The organism is Allobosea sp. NPDC055353 (assembly GCF_053644975.1).
In genome coordinates, this window is sequence record NZ_JBSHMC010000001.1 from 1,639,319 (window position 1) to 1,655,534 (window position 16,216).

Consider the following 16,216-nt stretch of genomic DNA (forward strand, 5'->3'; position numbering starts at 1 on the left):
AAGAAGGACACAAGAAATGGCCGGACCCCGGCAGACCTCGGCCGACAAGGCCGCAACTCCTGCCGTCGAGATCGACGGCGCCCGCGTCCTCGTCGTCGAGGCACGTTTCTACGACAAGCTTGCCGATGAGCTGCTGGCCGGTGCGACCGCCGCACTGGAAGAAGCTGGCTGCCGCGTCGATGTCGTCACCGTCCCCGGCGCGCTTGAAATCCCCTCGGCGATCGTCATCGGCCTGCGTGCCGCCGACGAGTCAGTCGATCCCTATGAGGCGGTCGTCGCGCTCGGCACCGTCATCCGCGGCGAGACCGGCCATTATGACATCGTCGCAGGCGAAAGCTCGCGCGCGCTGATGGATCTCTCGGTCGCCTTCGCGATGCCGCTCGGCAACGGCATCCTCACCGTCGAGAACGAGGCGCAGGCCTGGGCCCGCGCCAACCGCTCAGACATGAACAAGGGCGGCGGGGCCGCCGAAGCGGCGCTCGCCGTGCTGCGCTACAAGCGCTCCCTGGCGGAGCCGTCCCAATGAGCCGCGCCGAGAAGCGGCGCGGGGCGCGGCTCTCGGTCGTGCAGGCGCTCTACGAGATGGAAATCGGCGGCCGCGGCGTCGTCGAGGCCATGGCCGAGTTCGAGCATTTCTGGATCGGCAAGGAGGTCGAGGAGATCGAATTGCCGCAAGCCGAGATCGCCTTCTTCCGCGACATCCTCGGCGGCGTCGTGCGCGAGCAGCGCCTGGTCGACCGCACCGTCGACGAATTGTTGGCCAAGGACTGGCCGCTGAAGCGGGTCGAGGCCGTGGTCCGCGCGATCCTGCGTGCCGGCGCCTATGAGCTCGCCTTCCGCAAGGATGTGCCGGCGCGTGCCGTCATCTCCGAATATGTCGCGGTCGCGCGCGCCTTTTACGAAGGCGACGAGATCGGCATGGTCAATGCCGTGCTCGACCGCATGGCCCGCGACTTCCGCGCCGACGAGTTCGACCCGGCGGCTTAGGTTCTCCTCAGCCGTCATCCCGGGCGACCGAAGGGAGACCCGGGATTCCAAGCCGGAGCGCTTCCGATAGAGGTTCAGGCATGGATCCCGGATCGGCGCGGCTGCGCCGCTTGTCCGGGATGACCTTGGAACAGTTGCGGAGCTTCGTTGACTTATGGCCGATAACCAGCGCCCCGGCGAATTCGAGCTGATCGCCCGCTATTTCGCGCCGATCGCCGGGCCGGGCGGGCTCGGTCTCCTCGACGATGCCGGCCTGCTGCGGCCAGGCCGCGGCTACGAGGTCGTCGTGACAGCCGACGCCCTCGTCGCGGGCGTCCATTTCTTCCCCGACGATCCGCCCGAAGCGATCGGCTGGAAGGCGCTGGCCGTCAATCTCTCCGATCTCGCCGCCAAGGGGGGCAAGCCCGAAGGCTTCGTGCTGACGCTCGCCCTGCCTCGTGGCTGGACCGAGGGCTGGCTCGCCGATTTCGCGGTCGGGCTTGCTCGCATGGCCGAGGCGGCGGGCTGCCCGCTGATCGGCGGCGATACTGTTTCGACCAGCGGGCCGCTCACCCTCTCGATTACCGCCTTCGGCACGGTTCCCGCCGGGCGGATGGTGAAACGCTCCGGCGCGAAGCCGGGCGATATCGTGCTCGTCTCCGGCAGCATCGGCGACGGCGCGCTCGGCCTCAAGGTTCACGGCCCCGACAAGCCGGACTGGGTTGCCGCGCTCAGCGCCGAGGATCGCGCCTTCCTCGCCGATCGCTACCTGCATCCGCAGCCGCGCTATGCGCTGGCCGATGCATTGCAGCGTCATGCCTCGGCGGCCATGGACGTTTCCGACGGCCTCGTCGGCGATCTCGCCAAGCTCGTGAAAGCCTCCGGCGTCGGCGCCGAGATCGATCTCGACGCGATCCCGCTCTCGGCTCCGGCCCGCGCCGCGCTCATGGCCGCTCCCGCATTGACGGAACTGGCCTGGACCGGCGGAGACGACTACGAAATTCTCTGCACGGCCTCGGAAAGGGAATATCCTGCTCTGGTTGCGGCGGCAGAGGGATCAATGCTTCTGCTGACGCCGATCGGGCGGATCTCGGGCGAGGCCGGCGTGGTGACGTATCGCGGGAAGGGCGGGGCGCGAAGCTTCGCGCAAGGCTCCTTCTCTCATTTCTGACGGCGGCGCATCACGGCGACCGCGAGGCGCGTTGTGATGAATCAGCATGTTCCGGCTCTCGATGGCGACGGGCTCGCAAAGCGCAATGCGCTGGTCCTCGCCGGTGCCCAGGCGCTCGGCGGCGCCAATCCGGCCATCATCGTCTCGCTCGGCGGCATCGTCGGGGCGCAGCTCGTCGCGGACCAGGCTTTCGCGACCGTGCCGGTCAGCCTGCTCCAGCTCGGTATCGCTGCGGGCGTCATCCCGGCCGCGATGATCATGCGCCGGTTGGGCCGGCGCAGCGGCTACCTGATCGGAGCGCTCGTCGGCGCGGCGGGTGCGAGCATTGCGGCGGGCGGTGTCTCGCTGCGCCTGTTCTGGCTGTTCTGCCTCGGCACCTTCGTTTGCGGGCTCTACGGCTCCTTCGTCCAGAGCTACCGCTTCGCGGCGGCCGATACCGCGACCGATCATTTCAGGCCCCGCGCGATCTCCTGGGTCATGATCGGCGGCCTTGCCGCGGGCGTCATCGGCCCGCAATCAGTCTACTGGACGCGCGACCTGACGCCGGCTGCACCTTTCGCCGCCAGCTTCATCGCCCAGGGAATGCTCGCGCTGGTCGCGATCCTGATCGTCTCGCGCCTGCGTGCGCCGCCGGTGGCCGCAGTCCGTTCCGGCGGCGGGCGCCCGCTTGGTGAGATCATGCGCCAGCCGAAATTCATCGCCTCGGTCACGGCCTCGCTCGTCGCCTACGGGTTGATGAGCTTCGTGATGACGGCGGCGCCGATGGCGATGGTTGCCTGCGGCCATTCGGTCGGAGACGCCACGCTCGGCATCCAGTGGCATGTGCTGGCGATGTTCGGGCCGAGCTTTTTCACCGGCCGCCTGATCGCCCGCTTCGGCAAGGGCACGGTGACCGCGTTCGGCCTCGGCCTGACGGCACTCGCCGCCGTCGTCGGCCTCACCGGCCTGAGCGTCGGCCATTTCTGGCTGGCGCTGATCCTGCTCGGCGTCGGCTGGAATTTCGGCTTCATCGGCGCCACCGCCCTGGTGACGGATTGCTACCGGCCGGAGGAGCGGGTGAAGGTCCAGGCGGCCAACGATTTCCTCGTCTTCGGCTCGGTCGCCATCGCCTCCTTCTCGTCGGGCGGCCTGCTCAGCCATGGCGGCTGGAACGCCGTGAACTGGCTGGTCTTCCCGCCGGTGATGGTTGCTCTCCTGCTGGTGGCATGGCAGCGCTTCCAGCGGCCTGCCACGGCCTGAGCCAGACCGCTATCCTCGATCGGAGCAAACTGATGAACAACCGCGCCTTCCCGCCTGCGACCGGCCAGGTTCCGCCCGGTGCCATCGGGCATAATCGCGGTGTCATCAAATCCAACTACGCCTTCATGCCGCCCGAGGGTGTGCTGGTCAGCCGGCTGCCGCAATACCGCGACACGATCGTGCGCGTCCTCACCGGGCCGGTCATGGGCGCGGCCTTCGCGCAGTATGTCCTCGAGATCGCGCCTGGCGGCGGCACGCCGGCCACCTTCAGCGAAGACGGCATCCAGCACTTCTTCTACGTCCTCTCCGGCGAAGCCCGGATCGCCGTCGCAGGCGGCGCGGCCCAGACGCTGACGGCGGGCGGCTTCGCCTATCTGCCGCCGGCGACCGCCTTCACCCTGCGCAACGAGACGGCGGAGGCCATCCGCGTGCTCGCCCTGCGCAAGCGCTACGAGCCGGCGCCGGGGCTCGCCGTGCCGGAGCCGATCGTCTCGCATCAGGACGCCGTGCCGATGGCGAATCACACCGGCATGGAAGGGCGCGGCTTCCAGTTCCTGCTGCCCTATGGCGACATGCGCTTCGATTTCGAAATGAACCTGATGTGGTTCAAGCCGGGCGTCTGCTTCCCGGCGGTCGAGACGCATGTGATGGAGCACGGCCTCTACATGCTGGAAGGGCAGGGGCTCTACCTGCTCGGCGCCGATTGGCACGAGATCTGGGAGCGGGATTTCATCTGGATGGGCGGTTTTTGCCCGCAGCAATTCTATCCGACGGGCTACGGCGACGCCTGCTATCTGCTCTACAAGAACGTCAATCGCGACCTCGCTCTCTGAGCTTTCGCCGATCTGCCTGACATTCGACGAAATTTGTAAGCCGGGGCGTTTGCGCTCCTCGTCGAAACTTGCCACAAATTCGCCTGACACTGGCGACGCGGAGCGGGCCCTGAGTCTTGAGGGCCCGCTTTTTCGCTGCCTGACGTCCAATGCTGCAAAGAGGAGCGACAGCGCTCCCGACGGCTCGGAAGCTCTAGGTCAGGAAATCGAATGTCAGCTCTGCTTCTCATCATCATATTGAGTGCGCTTTCCATAGCCTACGGCGTCTGGGCCTATGGCGATGTGATGAAGCGCGATGCCGGCAACCAGCGCATGCAGGAGATTTCCGGTGCGGTCGCCGAAGGCGCGCAGGCCTATCTCAAGCGCCAGTATCTCACGATTTCCATGGTCGGCGTCGTGCTCTTCATCGCGCTCGCCTGGCTGCTCGGCAAATGGGTGGCGATCGGCTTCCTGATCGGCGCGGTGCTCTCGGGCGTCGCCGGCTTCATCGGTATGAACGTCTCGGTGCGCGCCAATGTCCGCACGGCCCAGGCCGCGATGCAGTCGCTCGGTGAGGGTCTCGACGTCGCCTTCAAGGCGGGCGCCGTGACCGGCATGCTCGTCGCCGGCCTCGCGCTGCTCGGCGTCGCCGTCTACTACGGTGTCCTGACCTCCTATCTCGGCTTCGAGCCCTCCAGCCGCACGGTGATCGATTCGCTGGTGGCGCTGGGCTTCGGCGCCTCGCTGATCTCGATCTTCGCCCGTCTCGGCGGCGGTATCTTCACCAAGGGTGCGGATGTCGGCGCCGACCTCGTCGGCAAGGTCGAGGCCGGCATCCCCGAAGACGATCCGCGCAATCCCGCGACCATCGCCGACAATGTCGGCGACAATGTCGGCGACTGCGCCGGCATGGCGGCCGACCTGTTCGAGACCTATGCGGTGACGCTGGTCGCGACCATGGTGCTTGCCGCGATCTTCTTCGCCGGCCAGCCGGTGCTCGGCACGATGATGCTCTACCCGATGGCGATCGGCGCGGCCTGCATCGTCACCTCGATCATCGGCACCTTCTTCGTGAAGCTCGGCGCCAACCAGTCGATCATGGGGGCGCTCTATAAGGGCTTCATCGCCGCCGGCGTGCTGTCGGTCGGTGCGATCGCGGCGGTGAACTACGCCATGTTCGGCGGCTTCTCGGCCTCCTTCACCACGACGCAGAACGTCACCTTCACCTCGGGCAGCCTCTTCGCCTGCGCGCTGGTCGGCCTCGCGGTGACGCTGCTCATCGTCGTCATCACCGAATACTACACCGGCACTGGCAAGCGCCCGGTCGTCTCGATCGCCCAGGCCTCGGTGACCGGCCACGGCACCAACGTCATCCAGGGCCTCGCGGTCTCCCTGGAATCGACCGCGCTGCCGACGATCGTCATCATCGCCGGCATCATCGTGTCCTACAGCTTCGCCGGCCTGTTCGGCATCGCCATCGCGACGACGGCCATGCTGGCGCTGGCTGGTGTCGTCGTGGCGCTCGATGCCTTCGGCCCGGTGACGGACAATGCCGGCGGCATCGCCGAGATGGCGGGCCTGCCCAAGGAGGTCCGCCACTCCACCGACGCGCTCGACGCGGTCGGCAACACCACCAAGGCGATCACCAAGGGCTATGCCATCGGCTCGGCCGGCCTCGGCGCATTGGTGCTCTTCGCGGCCTATACCTCGGACCTGAACTTCTTCATCGGTGAGGCCAACAAGGCGGGATCGACGACCTTCCAGTATTTCAAGGGCGTCACGGTCGATTTCACCCTGTCGAACCCCTATGTCGTCGTCGGCCTGCTGCTCGGCGGCCTGATCCCCTTCCTCTTCGCCGGCATGGGCATGACGGCGGTCGGACGTGCGGCGGGCTCCGTCGTCGAGGAAGTGCGCCGGCAGTTCAAGGAGAAGCCCGGCATCATGGAAGGCACGGACCGGCCCGATTACGGCCGCGCCGTCGACATGCTGACCCGCGCCGCGATCAAGGAAATGGTGGTGCCCTCGCTCCTGCCGGTGCTGGCGCCGATCGTGACCTATTTCGTGATCTACGGGATCGCCGGCAAGAACAACGCCTTCGCGGCCGTCGGCGCCATGCTGATGGGCGTGATCGTCACCGGCATCTTCGTCGCGATCTCGATGACCTCGGGCGGCGGCGCCTGGGACAATGCCAAGAAGAGCTTCGAGGACGGCTTCGTCGACAAGGACGGCGTGCGCCATCTCAAGGGCTCCGAAGCGCACAAGGCCTCGGTGACCGGCGACACCGTCGGCGACCCCTACAAGGACACGGCGGGCCCCGCCGTGAACCCGGCGATCAAGATCACCAACATCATTGCCTTGCTGCTCCTGGCGATCCTGGCGCATTCCTGATCGCAAACAGCACCGAGACGCTCACGAACCCGCGGCGCGAGCCGCGGGTTTTTTGTTCGAAACGTTTGGGACCGTCATTGCGAGGAGCGAAGCGACGAAGCAATCCAGGGGGACTGGGTTGAATGCTGTGACCCAGTCCCCCTGGATTGCTTCGCTGCGCTCGCAATGACGACGGCGGTCAACGGTGCGAGGCTTTGGAAATGTTTGCTTTCACAACAGCTTGCCGCCCTCGCTTGAATCAAATCGACAACCTCTTGAAATAAGCTCCGAAGCTACGGCCGGGTCCGTAGCGTTCCCGCATGCGCGGGTGCTGCCCCGCTGGCATGGTCCCGCCAACCTCAGGAGGACCCATGTCCACGCAAACGCTCGACCGCCCCGCCGCTGCCCCCAACCGCGCTGTGGAGCTCTCGCTCCTGCTGGTGCTGGCCGTGCTGTGGGGCGGCTCCTATACCTTCATCAAGCTCGGCGTGGAGACGATCCCGCCACTCACGCTCATCGCTGCCCGGACCCTGATCGCAAGCCTCGCCCTGCTCGCCGTTATCCGCTGGCGCGGCCTCAAGCTGCCGCGCGACCTCGCGACATGGCGCCTCTTCGTCGTCCAGGCCTGCCTCAACAGCGTCGTGCCTTTCACCCTGATCGCCTGGGCCGAGCGCAGCGTCGATGCCGGGCTGGCGACGATCCTGAGCTCGACCAGCCCGATCTTCGTCGTCCTGCTCTCATGCCTGTCGGCTTCGGCGGAACGCCTGCCGCGCCTGCGCCTGGCCGGGATAGCGGCCGGTCTCGCCGGTACCATCCTGATCGTTGGCAGGCAGGCGATGGCGGGCTTCGGCGAACAGCTCTGGGCCCAGCTCGCCCTGGTCGCGGCCAGCATCTGCTATGGCGGTGCGGCCTTGTTCGGGCGCAGCTTCAAGGGGCTCGATCCGATCATGCCGGCGGCGGGTTCGCTCCTCTGCGGCGCGCTCGTCCTGCTGCCGCTCAGCCTGGTGCTGGACCGGCCCTGGACGCTGGCGCCCTCGATGCAATCGATCCAGGCGCTGGTCGCGCTGTCGCTGGTCTCGACCGCTCTGGCCTTCGTGATCTATTTCAGGTTGATCGCGCGGCTGGGCTCGGTCGCGACGACGTCGGTCGCCTATCTGCGCGTTCCCACCGGCGTGCTGATCGGCATGGTCTTCCTCGGCGAGGCGCTGGTGCCGACCGCCTGGGCCGGGCTCGTCCTCGTGATCGCCGGCGTGCTGGCGATGACGTTGCCGCTGCGCAATCGCTCGTCGGCAGCCTGATCGCCCTCCGGGGCCGTGAAGACGCAAAAAAGCCCGCGGTTCGCACCGCGGGCTTTTGATGTCCGGTGACCTGAAGGCGCCCCGCTTACGCGCCGAGCGGATTGAACTTGGTGACGCCCTTGAACAGGTTGCGCAGGAAGCTCTGCTCCTCGCCGCCCGTCGGGGTGGTGCGGCTGATGAAGTCGAAGATGATGCCGTCCTGCAGGCCGTAATGCGCGATGCGCTCGACCTTGAAGCTCTTGTTGAAATAGATCACCAGCACCTGCTGGTCGATGGTCTGCGGGTCCTGGAACTGGAACCGGCGGCGCATCGTCTGGCTGATATAGTAGAAGGTTCGGTTGCCGATCGTCGAGGTCGTCGACGGGGTGCCGAGCGTGGTCAGCACGGCCTGCACGTCCATTCCCGGCTTGACCTGCGCGATCAGCGCATCGTCCATCACGAAGCCGCGCTTGAACTCCTCGTTGATGCCCGCCGAGGTCGGCAGCACGAAGCCGCCTGCATCGGGGCCGCAGCCTGCAAGCATGAGGGAGGTGGTCGCGAGGGCTCCGAGCAGAGCCGTGCGGCGGGTGATCTGGGTCATGCGGGCACGATCCGAAAGGCGAGCACGGCCCGGGACGATCCCAAGCCGCTTGTCAAAAGGGTAAGGGTTGGCGTAACGCCCGAGAATGGCTTTGGCAAGGCAAGTGCGCCCCGGCAGCAGCGGGCGGGAGTAAACAGGTGATTTTCGGGTTGTTCGGCAAGCGTGCCAATCGGCGCTCTCCTGTGGACACGCTGTTCGGGCGGGTCGCGGAGGCTTCGCGCCTGCCTGCGCTTTATATCGATGGCGGTATTCCCGACAGCTTCGAAGGCCGTTTCGAATCGCTGACCCTGCATGTCCTGCTGGTGCTGCGCCGTTTGCGCGAATTGCCGCCTCCGGCCGCCGATCTGGCGCAGGAATTCATCGATGCCTGCTTCGCCTATCTCGAGCTCGGTTTCCGTAATGGCGGCATCAGCGATGTCGCCGTGCCCAAGAAGATGAAGAAGATCGGCCAGATGTTCTACGGCCGGGTGCAGGCCTATGAGGCCGCGCTGGCCGCTCCCGGTCTGGAGGCACTGGCCGAAGCGCTGGGGCGCAACGCCTGCGCACCGGAAGCGGCGCCTGCGCTGGCCGCCTATACCCGTGCCGCGCAGGAGGCACTCGCCACCGCCGATCTGGACGGCATCATGAACCGGGACAATCTCTTTCCCGCCTTCTCGGCCCGGGAGGTCGCTCATGACGCCTGATCGTGCTCCGGCCTTGCCGCTCAGCCATCCGATCCGGATCGAGGCGATCCGCACCCGCGGCACCGAGGTCGTGGTACGGGCGCAGGCCGCTGAGCTGCCGGCCATCGCGGCGCAGCTCGGCCTCGTGTCCATCGAATTGCTGGAGGCGCGCCATGTCCTGTCGCGCAATGGCGAGCGCGTGAAGCTCGAAGGGCGCATCGCGGCTCGGCTCCACCAGGCCTGCGTCGTGACGCTCGAGCCGTTCCCGGTTCAGCTCGACATACCCGTCAAGCTCGATTTCACTTCGGAGGAGGAGACTGCGGCCTTCGCCCGGCGCAACGAGCGCGACGGTACCGAGATCGATATCGAGGTGCTGCTGAACGAGGACGATCCGCCCGAGCCCATCATCGACGGCGTGATCGATCTCGGCGGGGTCACGCTGGAGTTCCTCGCGCTGGCGCTCGATCCCTATCCGCGCAAGCCCGGTGCCAGCTTCGACTCGTCCGCGGGCGACGCCGCCCCGGAATCGCCTTTCGCCGCGCTGGCAAAGTTGAAACGCGGTGACTGAAGCGCTTCGCGGCCCTTGCGCGGCTTGCGGCGCTGGCCCAAACCGCTATTGTCCGGCCGGCACTGAGCCGCCCCGGATTGAAGGTCGGCCATCTCCGGGACACGCCAGAATTCCATGACAAGACCGGTTACAATCGCGCTCGATGCGATGGGCGGGGACCACGGCCCGACCATCGTCATACCCGGCGCCGCCTTGATGCTCGAGCGCCGCCCGGATGCCCGATTCGTCATCTTCGGCGACGAGAAGCAGGTGCTTCCGCTGATCGACCAGCACCCGAAGCTCAAGGCCGTCACCACCTTCCACCACACCGAGGTCTCGGTGAAGATGGACGACAAGCCGAGCCAGGCGCTGCGCTATGGCCGCTACAAATCGTCGATGTGGCGCGCGATCGACGCGACCAAGACGGGCGAGGCCGATGTCACCGTCTCGGCCGGCAATACCGGCGCGCTGATGGCGATGTCGAAATTCTGCCTGAAGTCGATGGCGCAGGTCGACCGGCCGGCGATCGCCTGCCTGTGGCCGACGGCCCGCGGCGAGAGCATCGTGCTCGATGTCGGCGCCACCATCGGCGCGGATGCGCGCCATCTCGTCGATCTCGCCGTGATGGGCGCGGCCATGGCCCGCGTCGTGCTCGATCTCGACCGGCCGACAGTCGGCCTGCTCAATGTCGGCGTCGAGGAGATCAAGGGCGTCGAGGCGGTCAAGGAAGCCGGGCGCATCCTGCGCGAGAGCAACCTGCCGCATCTCGCCTATCACGGCTTCGTCGAGGGGGACGATCTCGGCAAGGGCACGGTCGATGTCGTGGTCACCGAGGGATTCACCGGCAACATCGCCCTGAAGACGGCCGAAGGCACCGCCCGTCAGATCGCCGATTACCTGCGCGCCGCGATGAGCCGCTCGCTGATGGCGAAGATCGGCTATGTCTTCGCCCGTGGCGCCTTCGCGGCGCTGAAGGACAAGCTCGACCCGCGCAAGTCGAACGGCGGCGTCTTCCTCGGCCTGGAAGGCATCGTCATCAAGAGCCATGGCGGTACGGATGCGATCGGCTTCGCCAGCGCCGCCGAATTGGGCTATGAGATGGCACGCGAGGACCTGATGGCGAAGGTCCGCGAAATGGTCGCCGCGAGCACGCGTCCGGAGCTGATGGCCGCGCAGCCCGCCGAGGCGGAATAGGGAACAACCTTCTTGTCCATCCTGCGCTCTCAAGTCGTCGGCTGCGGCTCCTACCTGCCCGCGCGCATCGTCACGAATGCCGAGCTGGCCGCCCGCGTCGACACCAGCGACGAGTGGATCGTCCAGCGCACCGGCATCCGCCAGCGCCATGTCGCTGCCGATGACGAGCCGACCTCGGTGGTTGGCCTCAAGGCGGCACAGGCGGCGATCGCCGACGCCGGCATCGACCCCACCGAGATCGACCTGATCATCGTCGCGACCGCGACGCCGGATCACACCTTTCCCGCTACGGCGACGCAGATCCAGGCGGCGCTCGGCATCACCGGCGGCGCGGCCTTCGACATGCAGGCGGTCTGTTCGGGTTTCGTCTTTGCGCTCGCGACCGCCGACAAGTTCCTGACCACGGGCGGTGCCCGCGCCGCCCTGGTGATCGGCGCCGAGACCTTTTCGCGCATCCTCGACTGGGAGGACCGCGCTACCTGCGTGCTGTTCGGCGACGGCGCCGGCGCCGTTGTGCTGAAAGCCGCGCCGGGCGAGGGGACGCTGGCCGATCGCGGCATCCTCACCACCCATATCCGCTCGGACGGCCGCTACAAGGACAAGCTCTATGTCGATGGCGGCGCGGGCTCGACCAAGACGGTCGGCTTCCTGCGCATGGAAGGCAAGGAAGTCTTCCGCCACGCCGTCACCAACCTGGCCGAGACGGTGCGCCACACCTTCGAGCAGACGGGCCTGTCCGGCGCCGATATCGACTGGTTCGTGCCGCACCAGGCCAACCGGCGCATCATCGACGCCACGGCCGACAAGCTCGGCATCAGCCACGACAACGTCGTCGTCACCGTCGACCGCCATGGCAACACTTCTGCGGCCTCGATCCCGCTTGCCCTGGCCGAGGCCCATGCCGATGGCCGCATCAAGCGCGGACAGCTCGTTCTGATCGAGGCGATGGGCGGCGGCTTCACCTGGGGCTCGGCCCTGATCCGCTGGTGACCCAGCGGTAGATAATTCACGAAAATTGTCATGAATCATCGTCATTTAGGGTCGAATCCGGCCTAGGGCGGCATATTGGCCGCGCTTGAGGATTGACCCGCGCGACGGGGGCGCCTAGCGTCCGCCGTCCATAATGGCGAAGGGTCGGCGGTTCCAGGCCGCCGCCCGCAATACGCCTTGGAGGATATGAATGGCGGGGCAAACGGTCACTCGTGCGGACCTGTGCGAGGCTGTCTACCAGAAGATCGGCTTGTCGCGGACGGAGTCGTCGAAGCTCGTCGAGGCGGTGCTCGACGAGATCTGCGATGCGGTGGCGCGCGGCGAGAATGTGAAGTTGTCCTCGTTCGGATCGTTCGTCGTGCGAGACAAAGGCGAGCGAATCGGGCGTAATCCCAAAACTGGCGTTGAGGTCCCGATCGAGCCGCGTCGCGTGATGGTGTTCAAGCCCTCGAACGTGATGAAGGCCCGCATCAACGGACAGACGGGTGAGGGTGAGACTGAGTGAGCCTGGAGTTCCACGCCGGCGATACCGAGGCCGAATTGGACACCAAGAGCCCAGATGCCTTCCGGACCATCAGCGAGGTCGCCGAAGACCTCGACATACCTCAGCACGTCCTGCGTTTCTGGGAGACCCGCTTCAACCAGATCAAGCCGCTGAAGCGCGGCGGCGGACGCCGTTATTACCGGCCTGACGACGTCGCCCTGCTCAAGGGAATCCGACGCCTGCTCTATGGCGAAGGCTATACGATCAAGGGCCTGCAGCGCATCCTGAAGGAACAGGGGCCGCGCCATGTCCAGGCGATCGGCCGGGGCGCGCCGATCGGGGCGATGAGCAGCGCAGCGCCGGCGGTCACGCCAGGCGGCCCGGGCGCCGCTGCCGAGGCGGCACCCGAACGGCTGGCGCCTTACCGGCAGCCCGTTCCCGAAGGGCTTGACGACATCTCGGTCCTCACGGCGGTGCTGAAGGAGCTCGGCGAGTGCCGGCGCATCCTCGAACAGGCCTTGCAGCCGGCGCCGGACACGGCCTGATCCAGACTTGCGGTCGCGCCTGGGGCGTTTGCGCCGATGCAGGCGCGACGCGGGTTGATCGCTCCGCTCCTGACCATAACTTCGAAGCCGAGGACGACCTGGCACGTCCCGTTTCCGGCGCGGATCGTCGCGCCTCATCACTGGGAGCGCCGGCATGGCCTGGCTTTATCTGTTCATCGCAGGCCTGTTCGAGGTCGGCTGGGCCATCGGCCTGAAATACACGCAAGGCTTCACCCGGCTCGTCCCGACCTTGTTCACCGGCGCCAGCATGGTCGTCAGCCTTGGCCTGCTCGGCCTTGCCCTGAAATCGCTGCCCGTCGGCACGGCTTACGCGGTCTGGACCGGCATCGGCACGATTGGCACGGCGATCCTCGGCATCGCCCTGCTGGGCGAACCGGCGGGCGCCCTGCGGCTCGCCTGCATCGGCCTGATCGTGGCCGGGATCGTCGGACTCAAGCTGGTCTCGGCGTAAGCGCCGAGGCTCAGCTCCGGCGCCAGGATTCCGGCCAGTAGCCACCGCGCTCGATCAGGACGATCAGGACGATGATCGCGAGCGTGACCAGGACGGTCATGAGCTTGGCGTTCCAGGGCACGCCGCGGCCGATCAGCCAGATCAGGCTGAGGCCGATGATCAGGGGGATGACGATCTCCATGGCGGCAGCTTAGAGGCTGCTCGGCCTCTTGGACAGTCATTGCGAGACAGACGTTCGCATGCCCTTCGTGGGTTCGCCCTTCATTCGAAGCCGACAGTCAGCAGGCCCTGTGCCAGGGGGGCGAATTCCAGGCGGGGCGGGATGACGTTGAACACGGCTCCGGCCGAATGGAAGAACAGATGCGCCGACAGGCCCAGGTTGAAACCGGCGATGGCATCGAGCTGCATGCGCCTGATCGGCCCGAACCGGAACTCGGACTGGAAGATGTGGCCGACGGCGCGCGCCTCGGCCTTGGCCCCGCCTGACAGCTCGCCCACGGCCCCGCCCAGCCCGATCGCTCCCTTCGCGCTTGTCCAGAGATTGAGGTTGGCGCCGGCTTCCAGATATTTTCCGATAATGATCTTGGGGCTGGAAAGGCCCACTTCGGACCTGAATTCGACCTTTAGGCCGGGATTCTCAAGGTCGAAACCGGGTTTGAATTCATTCTTGAAATACGGCTTGATGAAGCTTGGGGTGCGCGGCTGAAGAACCTTGTCGACGGTATAGCTGATCTTGAAAGTCCTGAAATCCGTGGTTTCTCCGACGAATTGCAGGGTATGCGGCAGCTTGGCGTCGAGCTTCGGCAGTTGCTGGAGAAAGCCGAGCGGCGGGATCTGCTTGGCGCCGTGGGCGAGCATGCTCGCCGCCTGCAGCCCGATGTGACGCAGCTCGAGTTTCGGGATGTCGATGCCGGCCTTCTCGACCCGGGCAGCGCTCGTCCAGGCTTCCACCGCCTTTTGTCGCGTGAGCAATGCCCCGGCAGTATCGAGAAGCGCCCGGGGCGGCAATGTCTTGCCGGTAAGCTGGAAGGCATTGGCCGGAAGCGTCACAGTCAGCGTCTGGGTCAATGAGTGCTCATCGAACAGCTTGGAGCCGGTATCGTCTCCGACCTTGCCGTCGTCCTTGAGACCGCAGGCGCGCTGGAAAGTCTTGATCGCACTTTCGGTGTTGTCGCCGAAAATGCCGTCCACCTTGAGATTGTTGCGGCCGCCATTGTAGACGTTGATCGCATTCTGGATGCCGGCCGTGTTGTTGCAGCGTGATCCCTTTTCGACCCATTTCTTGCCAGGCTCCGGCATGGCGTCAGCCTCCCACGCGGCCGGCAAGGTGGATCGCGGACAGGCCGCCTTTCGCGCGATCGCCGGGGCGGCTTGAGAGCCGCTGTTCCGTTCCCGAAACAGCTAGCAGTGCGATTTCGGCCGGGCGTCATTCACATGGATGAGCGGCCGGGCGTTGCTCAGACCGGCGCCGCGGCCCCGCCGATCGGACGATCACCTTCGACCAGCGGCTTCAACCGCCCGAGCTCGACCGCCAGGAAATCGAGGAAGAGCCGCACGCGCGGCGTGTGACGCATGTCGGGATGGGTGAGCAGCCAGAGGTCGGCTGCGAGATCGGGCTCCGGTTCGCCGAGCCGTCTCAGGCCGGGCCGCGTATCGCCGATGAAGCATGGCAGGAAGCCGATGCCGATCCCGGCCTCGACCGCCTCGGCAAGGCCGAGCACGGTATTGAGCTTGTAGACGACACGCTCCGGCGTGACGTGGCGGGCGAGATAGCGCACCGCGCTCAGCATGGTGAACTGGTCGCCGAGCGAGACCCAGCTTCGCTCCCACAGGCTTTCGCGGGAGGGCAGCTCCGCATCGGGGAAATCGGCGGCACGGCCATAGAGCGCCCAGGCGATCCGGGCGGGCTTGCGGCCGACCAGCGTCTCCGGCGGATTGTCGGTGGCGCGGATCGCGACATCGGCGTCGCGCTTGGAGAGATTGGCGGCCTGGTTGCCGATCAGGATATCGAGCCGGATATCCGGGCATTGCCCGAGGAAACGGGCGAAGAGCGGCGTCAGCAGGTCGACCAGCAGGGAGTCGTTGGTGGCGACGCGCAACTCGCCGGCCGGCTTGATCTCCTGCCCCGCGAGCTTGCGCGAGAAAGCGGTGATGTCGTCGTCGACGCGGCCGGCGAGCTGGATCATTTCCTCGCCGGCCGGCGTCGCGACATAGCCGCTGCGGTGACGCTCGAACAGGCGGGTGCCGAGCGCCTCCTCGATCTGGCCGAGGCGGCGGAACACCGTCGAGTGGTTGACGCCGAGCGCAGCCGCGGCAGCCGGCAGGGCCCGTTTGTCGGCGATCGCCTTGATCAGGCGGAAATCGTCCCAGGCCAGAGGCTTCGCGGCTTGATTCATCCGCTCACTCTCGGCCAAGGCGCGAGCCCCTTCAAGGCGGGTTTGCGTCAAGCCAGCGCCGGCTTGGCGCTGACCTTGGGACGCGTGCCGGTGGCGGCAAGCGCGCCATCCCCGATCAGCACATGCGCGAAGGCGGTGAGCGCCAGGAAAGCGGGATATTCCCAGCCACCGTTCGGCGCATTGAAGACCCAGCCGTTCGGGGCATGGACCGCAAGCGCGCCGAGCAGGACCGGCAGCAACGCCAGGGAGGCCAGGCGACCATGGAAGCCGATGAGGATGGCGAGGCCGCCGATGAGCTCGGCCAGCATGATCGGCCAGGCCAGGAAGCCGGGCAGCCCGACCTGCCCGAGGAAGCCGGTGAAGCCGGCGGGCGTGAAGATGACGAGCTTGAGATAGGCGTGGGCGATGAACATCAGGCCGAGCGCGACGCGTAAGGTCAGGGCGCCATAGGGAGCGAGGCGATTGTCGATCATGGGACGTCTCCTGAAACGGG

Annotated in this window: 19 protein-coding genes; 14 read left to right on the plus strand and 5 right to left on the minus strand. The window is 66.6% G+C overall.

All coding sequences use genetic code 11. The features are described 5' to 3' along the window. Window positions 1-16 precede the first annotated feature (16 nt). The 7 genes from ribH (at window position 17) to ACWIEX_RS07645 (ending at window position 7,853) form a co-directional block, all read left to right on the plus strand. Window positions 17-526, plus strand: coding sequence for a 6,7-dimethyl-8-ribityllumazine synthase (gene ribH, locus ACWIEX_RS07615; RefSeq protein WP_454032481.1), 510 nt, complete (start codon window positions 17-19; stop codon window positions 524-526). Then, on the plus strand, window positions 523-987 hold the full coding sequence (gene nusB, locus ACWIEX_RS07620; protein WP_454032482.1) for a transcription antitermination factor NusB: 465 nt from the start codon (window positions 523-525) through the stop codon (window positions 985-987). The genes ribH and nusB overlap by 4 nt, the downstream gene beginning before the upstream one ends. 154 nt (window positions 988-1,141) lie before the next feature. Next, window positions 1,142-2,137 carry a thiamine-phosphate kinase gene (thiL, locus tag ACWIEX_RS07625; protein ID WP_454032483.1) on the plus strand — a complete coding sequence of 332 codons (996 nt, stop codon included), beginning with the start codon at window positions 1,142-1,144 and terminating at the stop codon, window positions 2,135-2,137. A 36-nt stretch (window positions 2,138-2,173) separates the two neighbouring features. Next, window positions 2,174-3,376 (plus strand): MFS transporter, encoded by a 1,203-nt coding sequence (locus ACWIEX_RS07630; protein WP_454032484.1) that lies wholly within the window; start codon window positions 2,174-2,176, stop codon window positions 3,374-3,376. 32 nt (window positions 3,377-3,408) lie between these two features. Further along, a complete protein-coding gene (allE, locus tag ACWIEX_RS07635; protein ID WP_454032485.1) occupies window positions 3,409-4,209 on the plus strand; it encodes a (S)-ureidoglycine aminohydrolase in 801 nt (266 codons plus the stop codon). 210 nt (window positions 4,210-4,419) lie between these two features. Beyond that, on the plus strand, window positions 4,420-6,576 hold the full coding sequence (locus ACWIEX_RS07640) for a sodium-translocating pyrophosphatase (RefSeq protein WP_454032486.1): 2,157 nt from the start codon (window positions 4,420-4,422) through the stop codon (window positions 6,574-6,576). 350 nt (window positions 6,577-6,926) lie between these two features. After that, window positions 6,927-7,853 carry a DMT family transporter gene (locus ACWIEX_RS07645; RefSeq protein ID WP_454032487.1) on the plus strand — a complete coding sequence of 309 codons (927 nt, stop codon included), beginning with the start codon at window positions 6,927-6,929 and terminating at the stop codon, window positions 7,851-7,853. An 85-nt stretch (window positions 7,854-7,938) separates the two neighbouring features. Here the strand turns inward: ACWIEX_RS07645 and ACWIEX_RS07650 are convergent, their stop codons facing one another. Then, complete coding sequence (locus tag ACWIEX_RS07650) at window positions 7,939-8,433, minus strand: outer membrane protein assembly factor BamE (protein WP_454032488.1); 495 nt, start codon at window positions 8,431-8,433, stop codon at window positions 7,939-7,941. A gap of 137 nt (window positions 8,434-8,570) precedes the next feature. Between ACWIEX_RS07650 and ACWIEX_RS07655 the strand changes: the two genes are divergently transcribed. The 7 genes from ACWIEX_RS07655 to sugE all read left to right on the plus strand — a co-directional run bounded on the left by ACWIEX_RS07655 (window position 8,571) and on the right by sugE (window position 13,327). Next, the gene (locus ACWIEX_RS07655; RefSeq protein WP_454032489.1) at window positions 8,571-9,116 is read left to right on the plus strand and encodes a ubiquinol-cytochrome C chaperone family protein; all 546 of its coding nucleotides are present in this window, start codon (window positions 8,571-8,573) and stop codon (window positions 9,114-9,116) included. Continuing rightward, the gene (locus ACWIEX_RS07660; protein ID WP_454032490.1) at window positions 9,106-9,663 is read left to right on the plus strand and encodes a YceD family protein; all 558 of its coding nucleotides are present in this window, start codon (window positions 9,106-9,108) and stop codon (window positions 9,661-9,663) included. The genes ACWIEX_RS07655 and ACWIEX_RS07660 overlap by 11 nt, the downstream gene beginning before the upstream one ends. A 114-nt stretch (window positions 9,664-9,777) precedes the next feature. Beyond that, a complete protein-coding gene (gene plsX, locus ACWIEX_RS07665) occupies window positions 9,778-10,836 on the plus strand; it encodes a phosphate acyltransferase PlsX (protein WP_061964015.1) in 1,059 nt (352 codons plus the stop codon). A gap of 12 nt (window positions 10,837-10,848) precedes the next feature. Next, a complete protein-coding gene (locus ACWIEX_RS07670; RefSeq protein WP_454032491.1) occupies window positions 10,849-11,826 on the plus strand; it encodes a beta-ketoacyl-ACP synthase III in 978 nt (325 codons plus the stop codon). 190 nt (window positions 11,827-12,016) lie between these two features. Further along, entirely contained in the window at window positions 12,017-12,331 is a 315-nt protein-coding gene (locus ACWIEX_RS07675; protein WP_047573001.1) for an integration host factor subunit alpha, read from the plus strand. Continuing rightward, the gene (locus tag ACWIEX_RS07680) at window positions 12,328-12,855 is read left to right on the plus strand and encodes a MerR family transcriptional regulator (RefSeq protein WP_454032492.1); all 528 of its coding nucleotides are present in this window, start codon (window positions 12,328-12,330) and stop codon (window positions 12,853-12,855) included. The genes ACWIEX_RS07675 and ACWIEX_RS07680 overlap by 4 nt, the downstream gene beginning before the upstream one ends. A 154-nt stretch (window positions 12,856-13,009) precedes the next feature. Further along, complete coding sequence (gene sugE / locus ACWIEX_RS07685; RefSeq protein ID WP_113585605.1) at window positions 13,010-13,327, plus strand: quaternary ammonium compound efflux SMR transporter SugE; 318 nt, start codon at window positions 13,010-13,012, stop codon at window positions 13,325-13,327. 10 nt (window positions 13,328-13,337) lie between these two features. On the opposite strand, the gene ACWIEX_RS07690 is transcribed toward sugE, so the two are convergent. The 4 genes from ACWIEX_RS07690 to ACWIEX_RS07705 form a co-directional block, all read right to left on the minus strand. Then, window positions 13,338-13,508, minus strand: a complete 171-nt coding sequence (locus ACWIEX_RS07690; protein ID WP_454032493.1) for a hypothetical protein — start codon at window positions 13,506-13,508, stop codon at window positions 13,338-13,340. Window positions 13,509-13,588: 80 nt separating this feature from the next. Next, a complete protein-coding gene (locus ACWIEX_RS07695; protein WP_454032494.1) occupies window positions 13,589-14,626 on the minus strand; it encodes a peptidoglycan-binding domain-containing protein in 1,038 nt (345 codons plus the stop codon). 158 nt (window positions 14,627-14,784) lie between these two features. Continuing rightward, a complete protein-coding gene (locus tag ACWIEX_RS07700; RefSeq protein WP_454032495.1) occupies window positions 14,785-15,723 on the minus strand; it encodes a LysR family transcriptional regulator in 939 nt (312 codons plus the stop codon). Window positions 15,724-15,770: 47 nt separating this feature from the next. Then, the gene (locus tag ACWIEX_RS07705; protein ID WP_454032496.1) at window positions 15,771-16,196 is read right to left on the minus strand and encodes a DoxX family protein; all 426 of its coding nucleotides are present in this window, start codon (window positions 16,194-16,196) and stop codon (window positions 15,771-15,773) included. Window positions 16,197-16,216: the final 20 nt, after the last annotated feature.

What these genes read in the sequence shown, in the direction of transcription:
- ribH (WP_454032481.1), top strand. Translation starts at nt 17, where the DNA reads ATGGCCGGACCCCGGCAGACCTCGGCCGACAAGGCCGCAACTCCTGCC.
- nusB (WP_454032482.1), top strand. Translation starts at nt 523, where the DNA reads ATGAGCCGCGCCGAGAAGCGGCGCGGGGCGCGGCTCTCGGTCGTGCAG.
- thiL (WP_454032483.1), top strand. Translation starts at nt 1,142, where the DNA reads ATGGCCGATAACCAGCGCCCCGGCGAATTCGAGCTGATCGCCCGCTAT.
- ACWIEX_RS07630 (WP_454032484.1), top strand. Translation starts at nt 2,174, where the DNA reads ATGAATCAGCATGTTCCGGCTCTCGATGGCGACGGGCTCGCAAAGCGC.
- allE (WP_454032485.1), top strand. Translation starts at nt 3,409, where the DNA reads ATGAACAACCGCGCCTTCCCGCCTGCGACCGGCCAGGTTCCGCCCGGT.
- ACWIEX_RS07640 (WP_454032486.1), top strand. Translation starts at nt 4,420, where the DNA reads ATGTCAGCTCTGCTTCTCATCATCATATTGAGTGCGCTTTCCATAGCC.
- ACWIEX_RS07645 (WP_454032487.1), top strand. Translation starts at nt 6,927, where the DNA reads ATGTCCACGCAAACGCTCGACCGCCCCGCCGCTGCCCCCAACCGCGCT.
- ACWIEX_RS07650 (WP_454032488.1), bottom strand. Translation starts at nt 8,433, where the DNA reads ATGACCCAGATCACCCGCCGCACGGCTCTGCTCGGAGCCCTCGCGACC.
- ACWIEX_RS07660 (WP_454032490.1), top strand. Translation starts at nt 9,106, where the DNA reads ATGACGCCTGATCGTGCTCCGGCCTTGCCGCTCAGCCATCCGATCCGG.
- plsX (WP_061964015.1), top strand. Translation starts at nt 9,778, where the DNA reads ATGACAAGACCGGTTACAATCGCGCTCGATGCGATGGGCGGGGACCAC.
- ACWIEX_RS07675 (WP_047573001.1), top strand. Translation starts at nt 12,017, where the DNA reads ATGGCGGGGCAAACGGTCACTCGTGCGGACCTGTGCGAGGCTGTCTAC.
- sugE (WP_113585605.1), top strand. Translation starts at nt 13,010, where the DNA reads ATGGCCTGGCTTTATCTGTTCATCGCAGGCCTGTTCGAGGTCGGCTGG.
- ACWIEX_RS07690 (WP_454032493.1), bottom strand. Translation starts at nt 13,508, where the DNA reads ATGGAGATCGTCATCCCCCTGATCATCGGCCTCAGCCTGATCTGGCTG.
- ACWIEX_RS07695 (WP_454032494.1), bottom strand. Translation starts at nt 14,626, where the DNA reads ATGCCGGAGCCTGGCAAGAAATGGGTCGAAAAGGGATCACGCTGCAAC.
- ACWIEX_RS07700 (WP_454032495.1), bottom strand. Translation starts at nt 15,723, where the DNA reads ATGAATCAAGCCGCGAAGCCTCTGGCCTGGGACGATTTCCGCCTGATC.
- ACWIEX_RS07705 (WP_454032496.1), bottom strand. Translation starts at nt 16,196, where the DNA reads ATGATCGACAATCGCCTCGCTCCCTATGGCGCCCTGACCTTACGCGTC.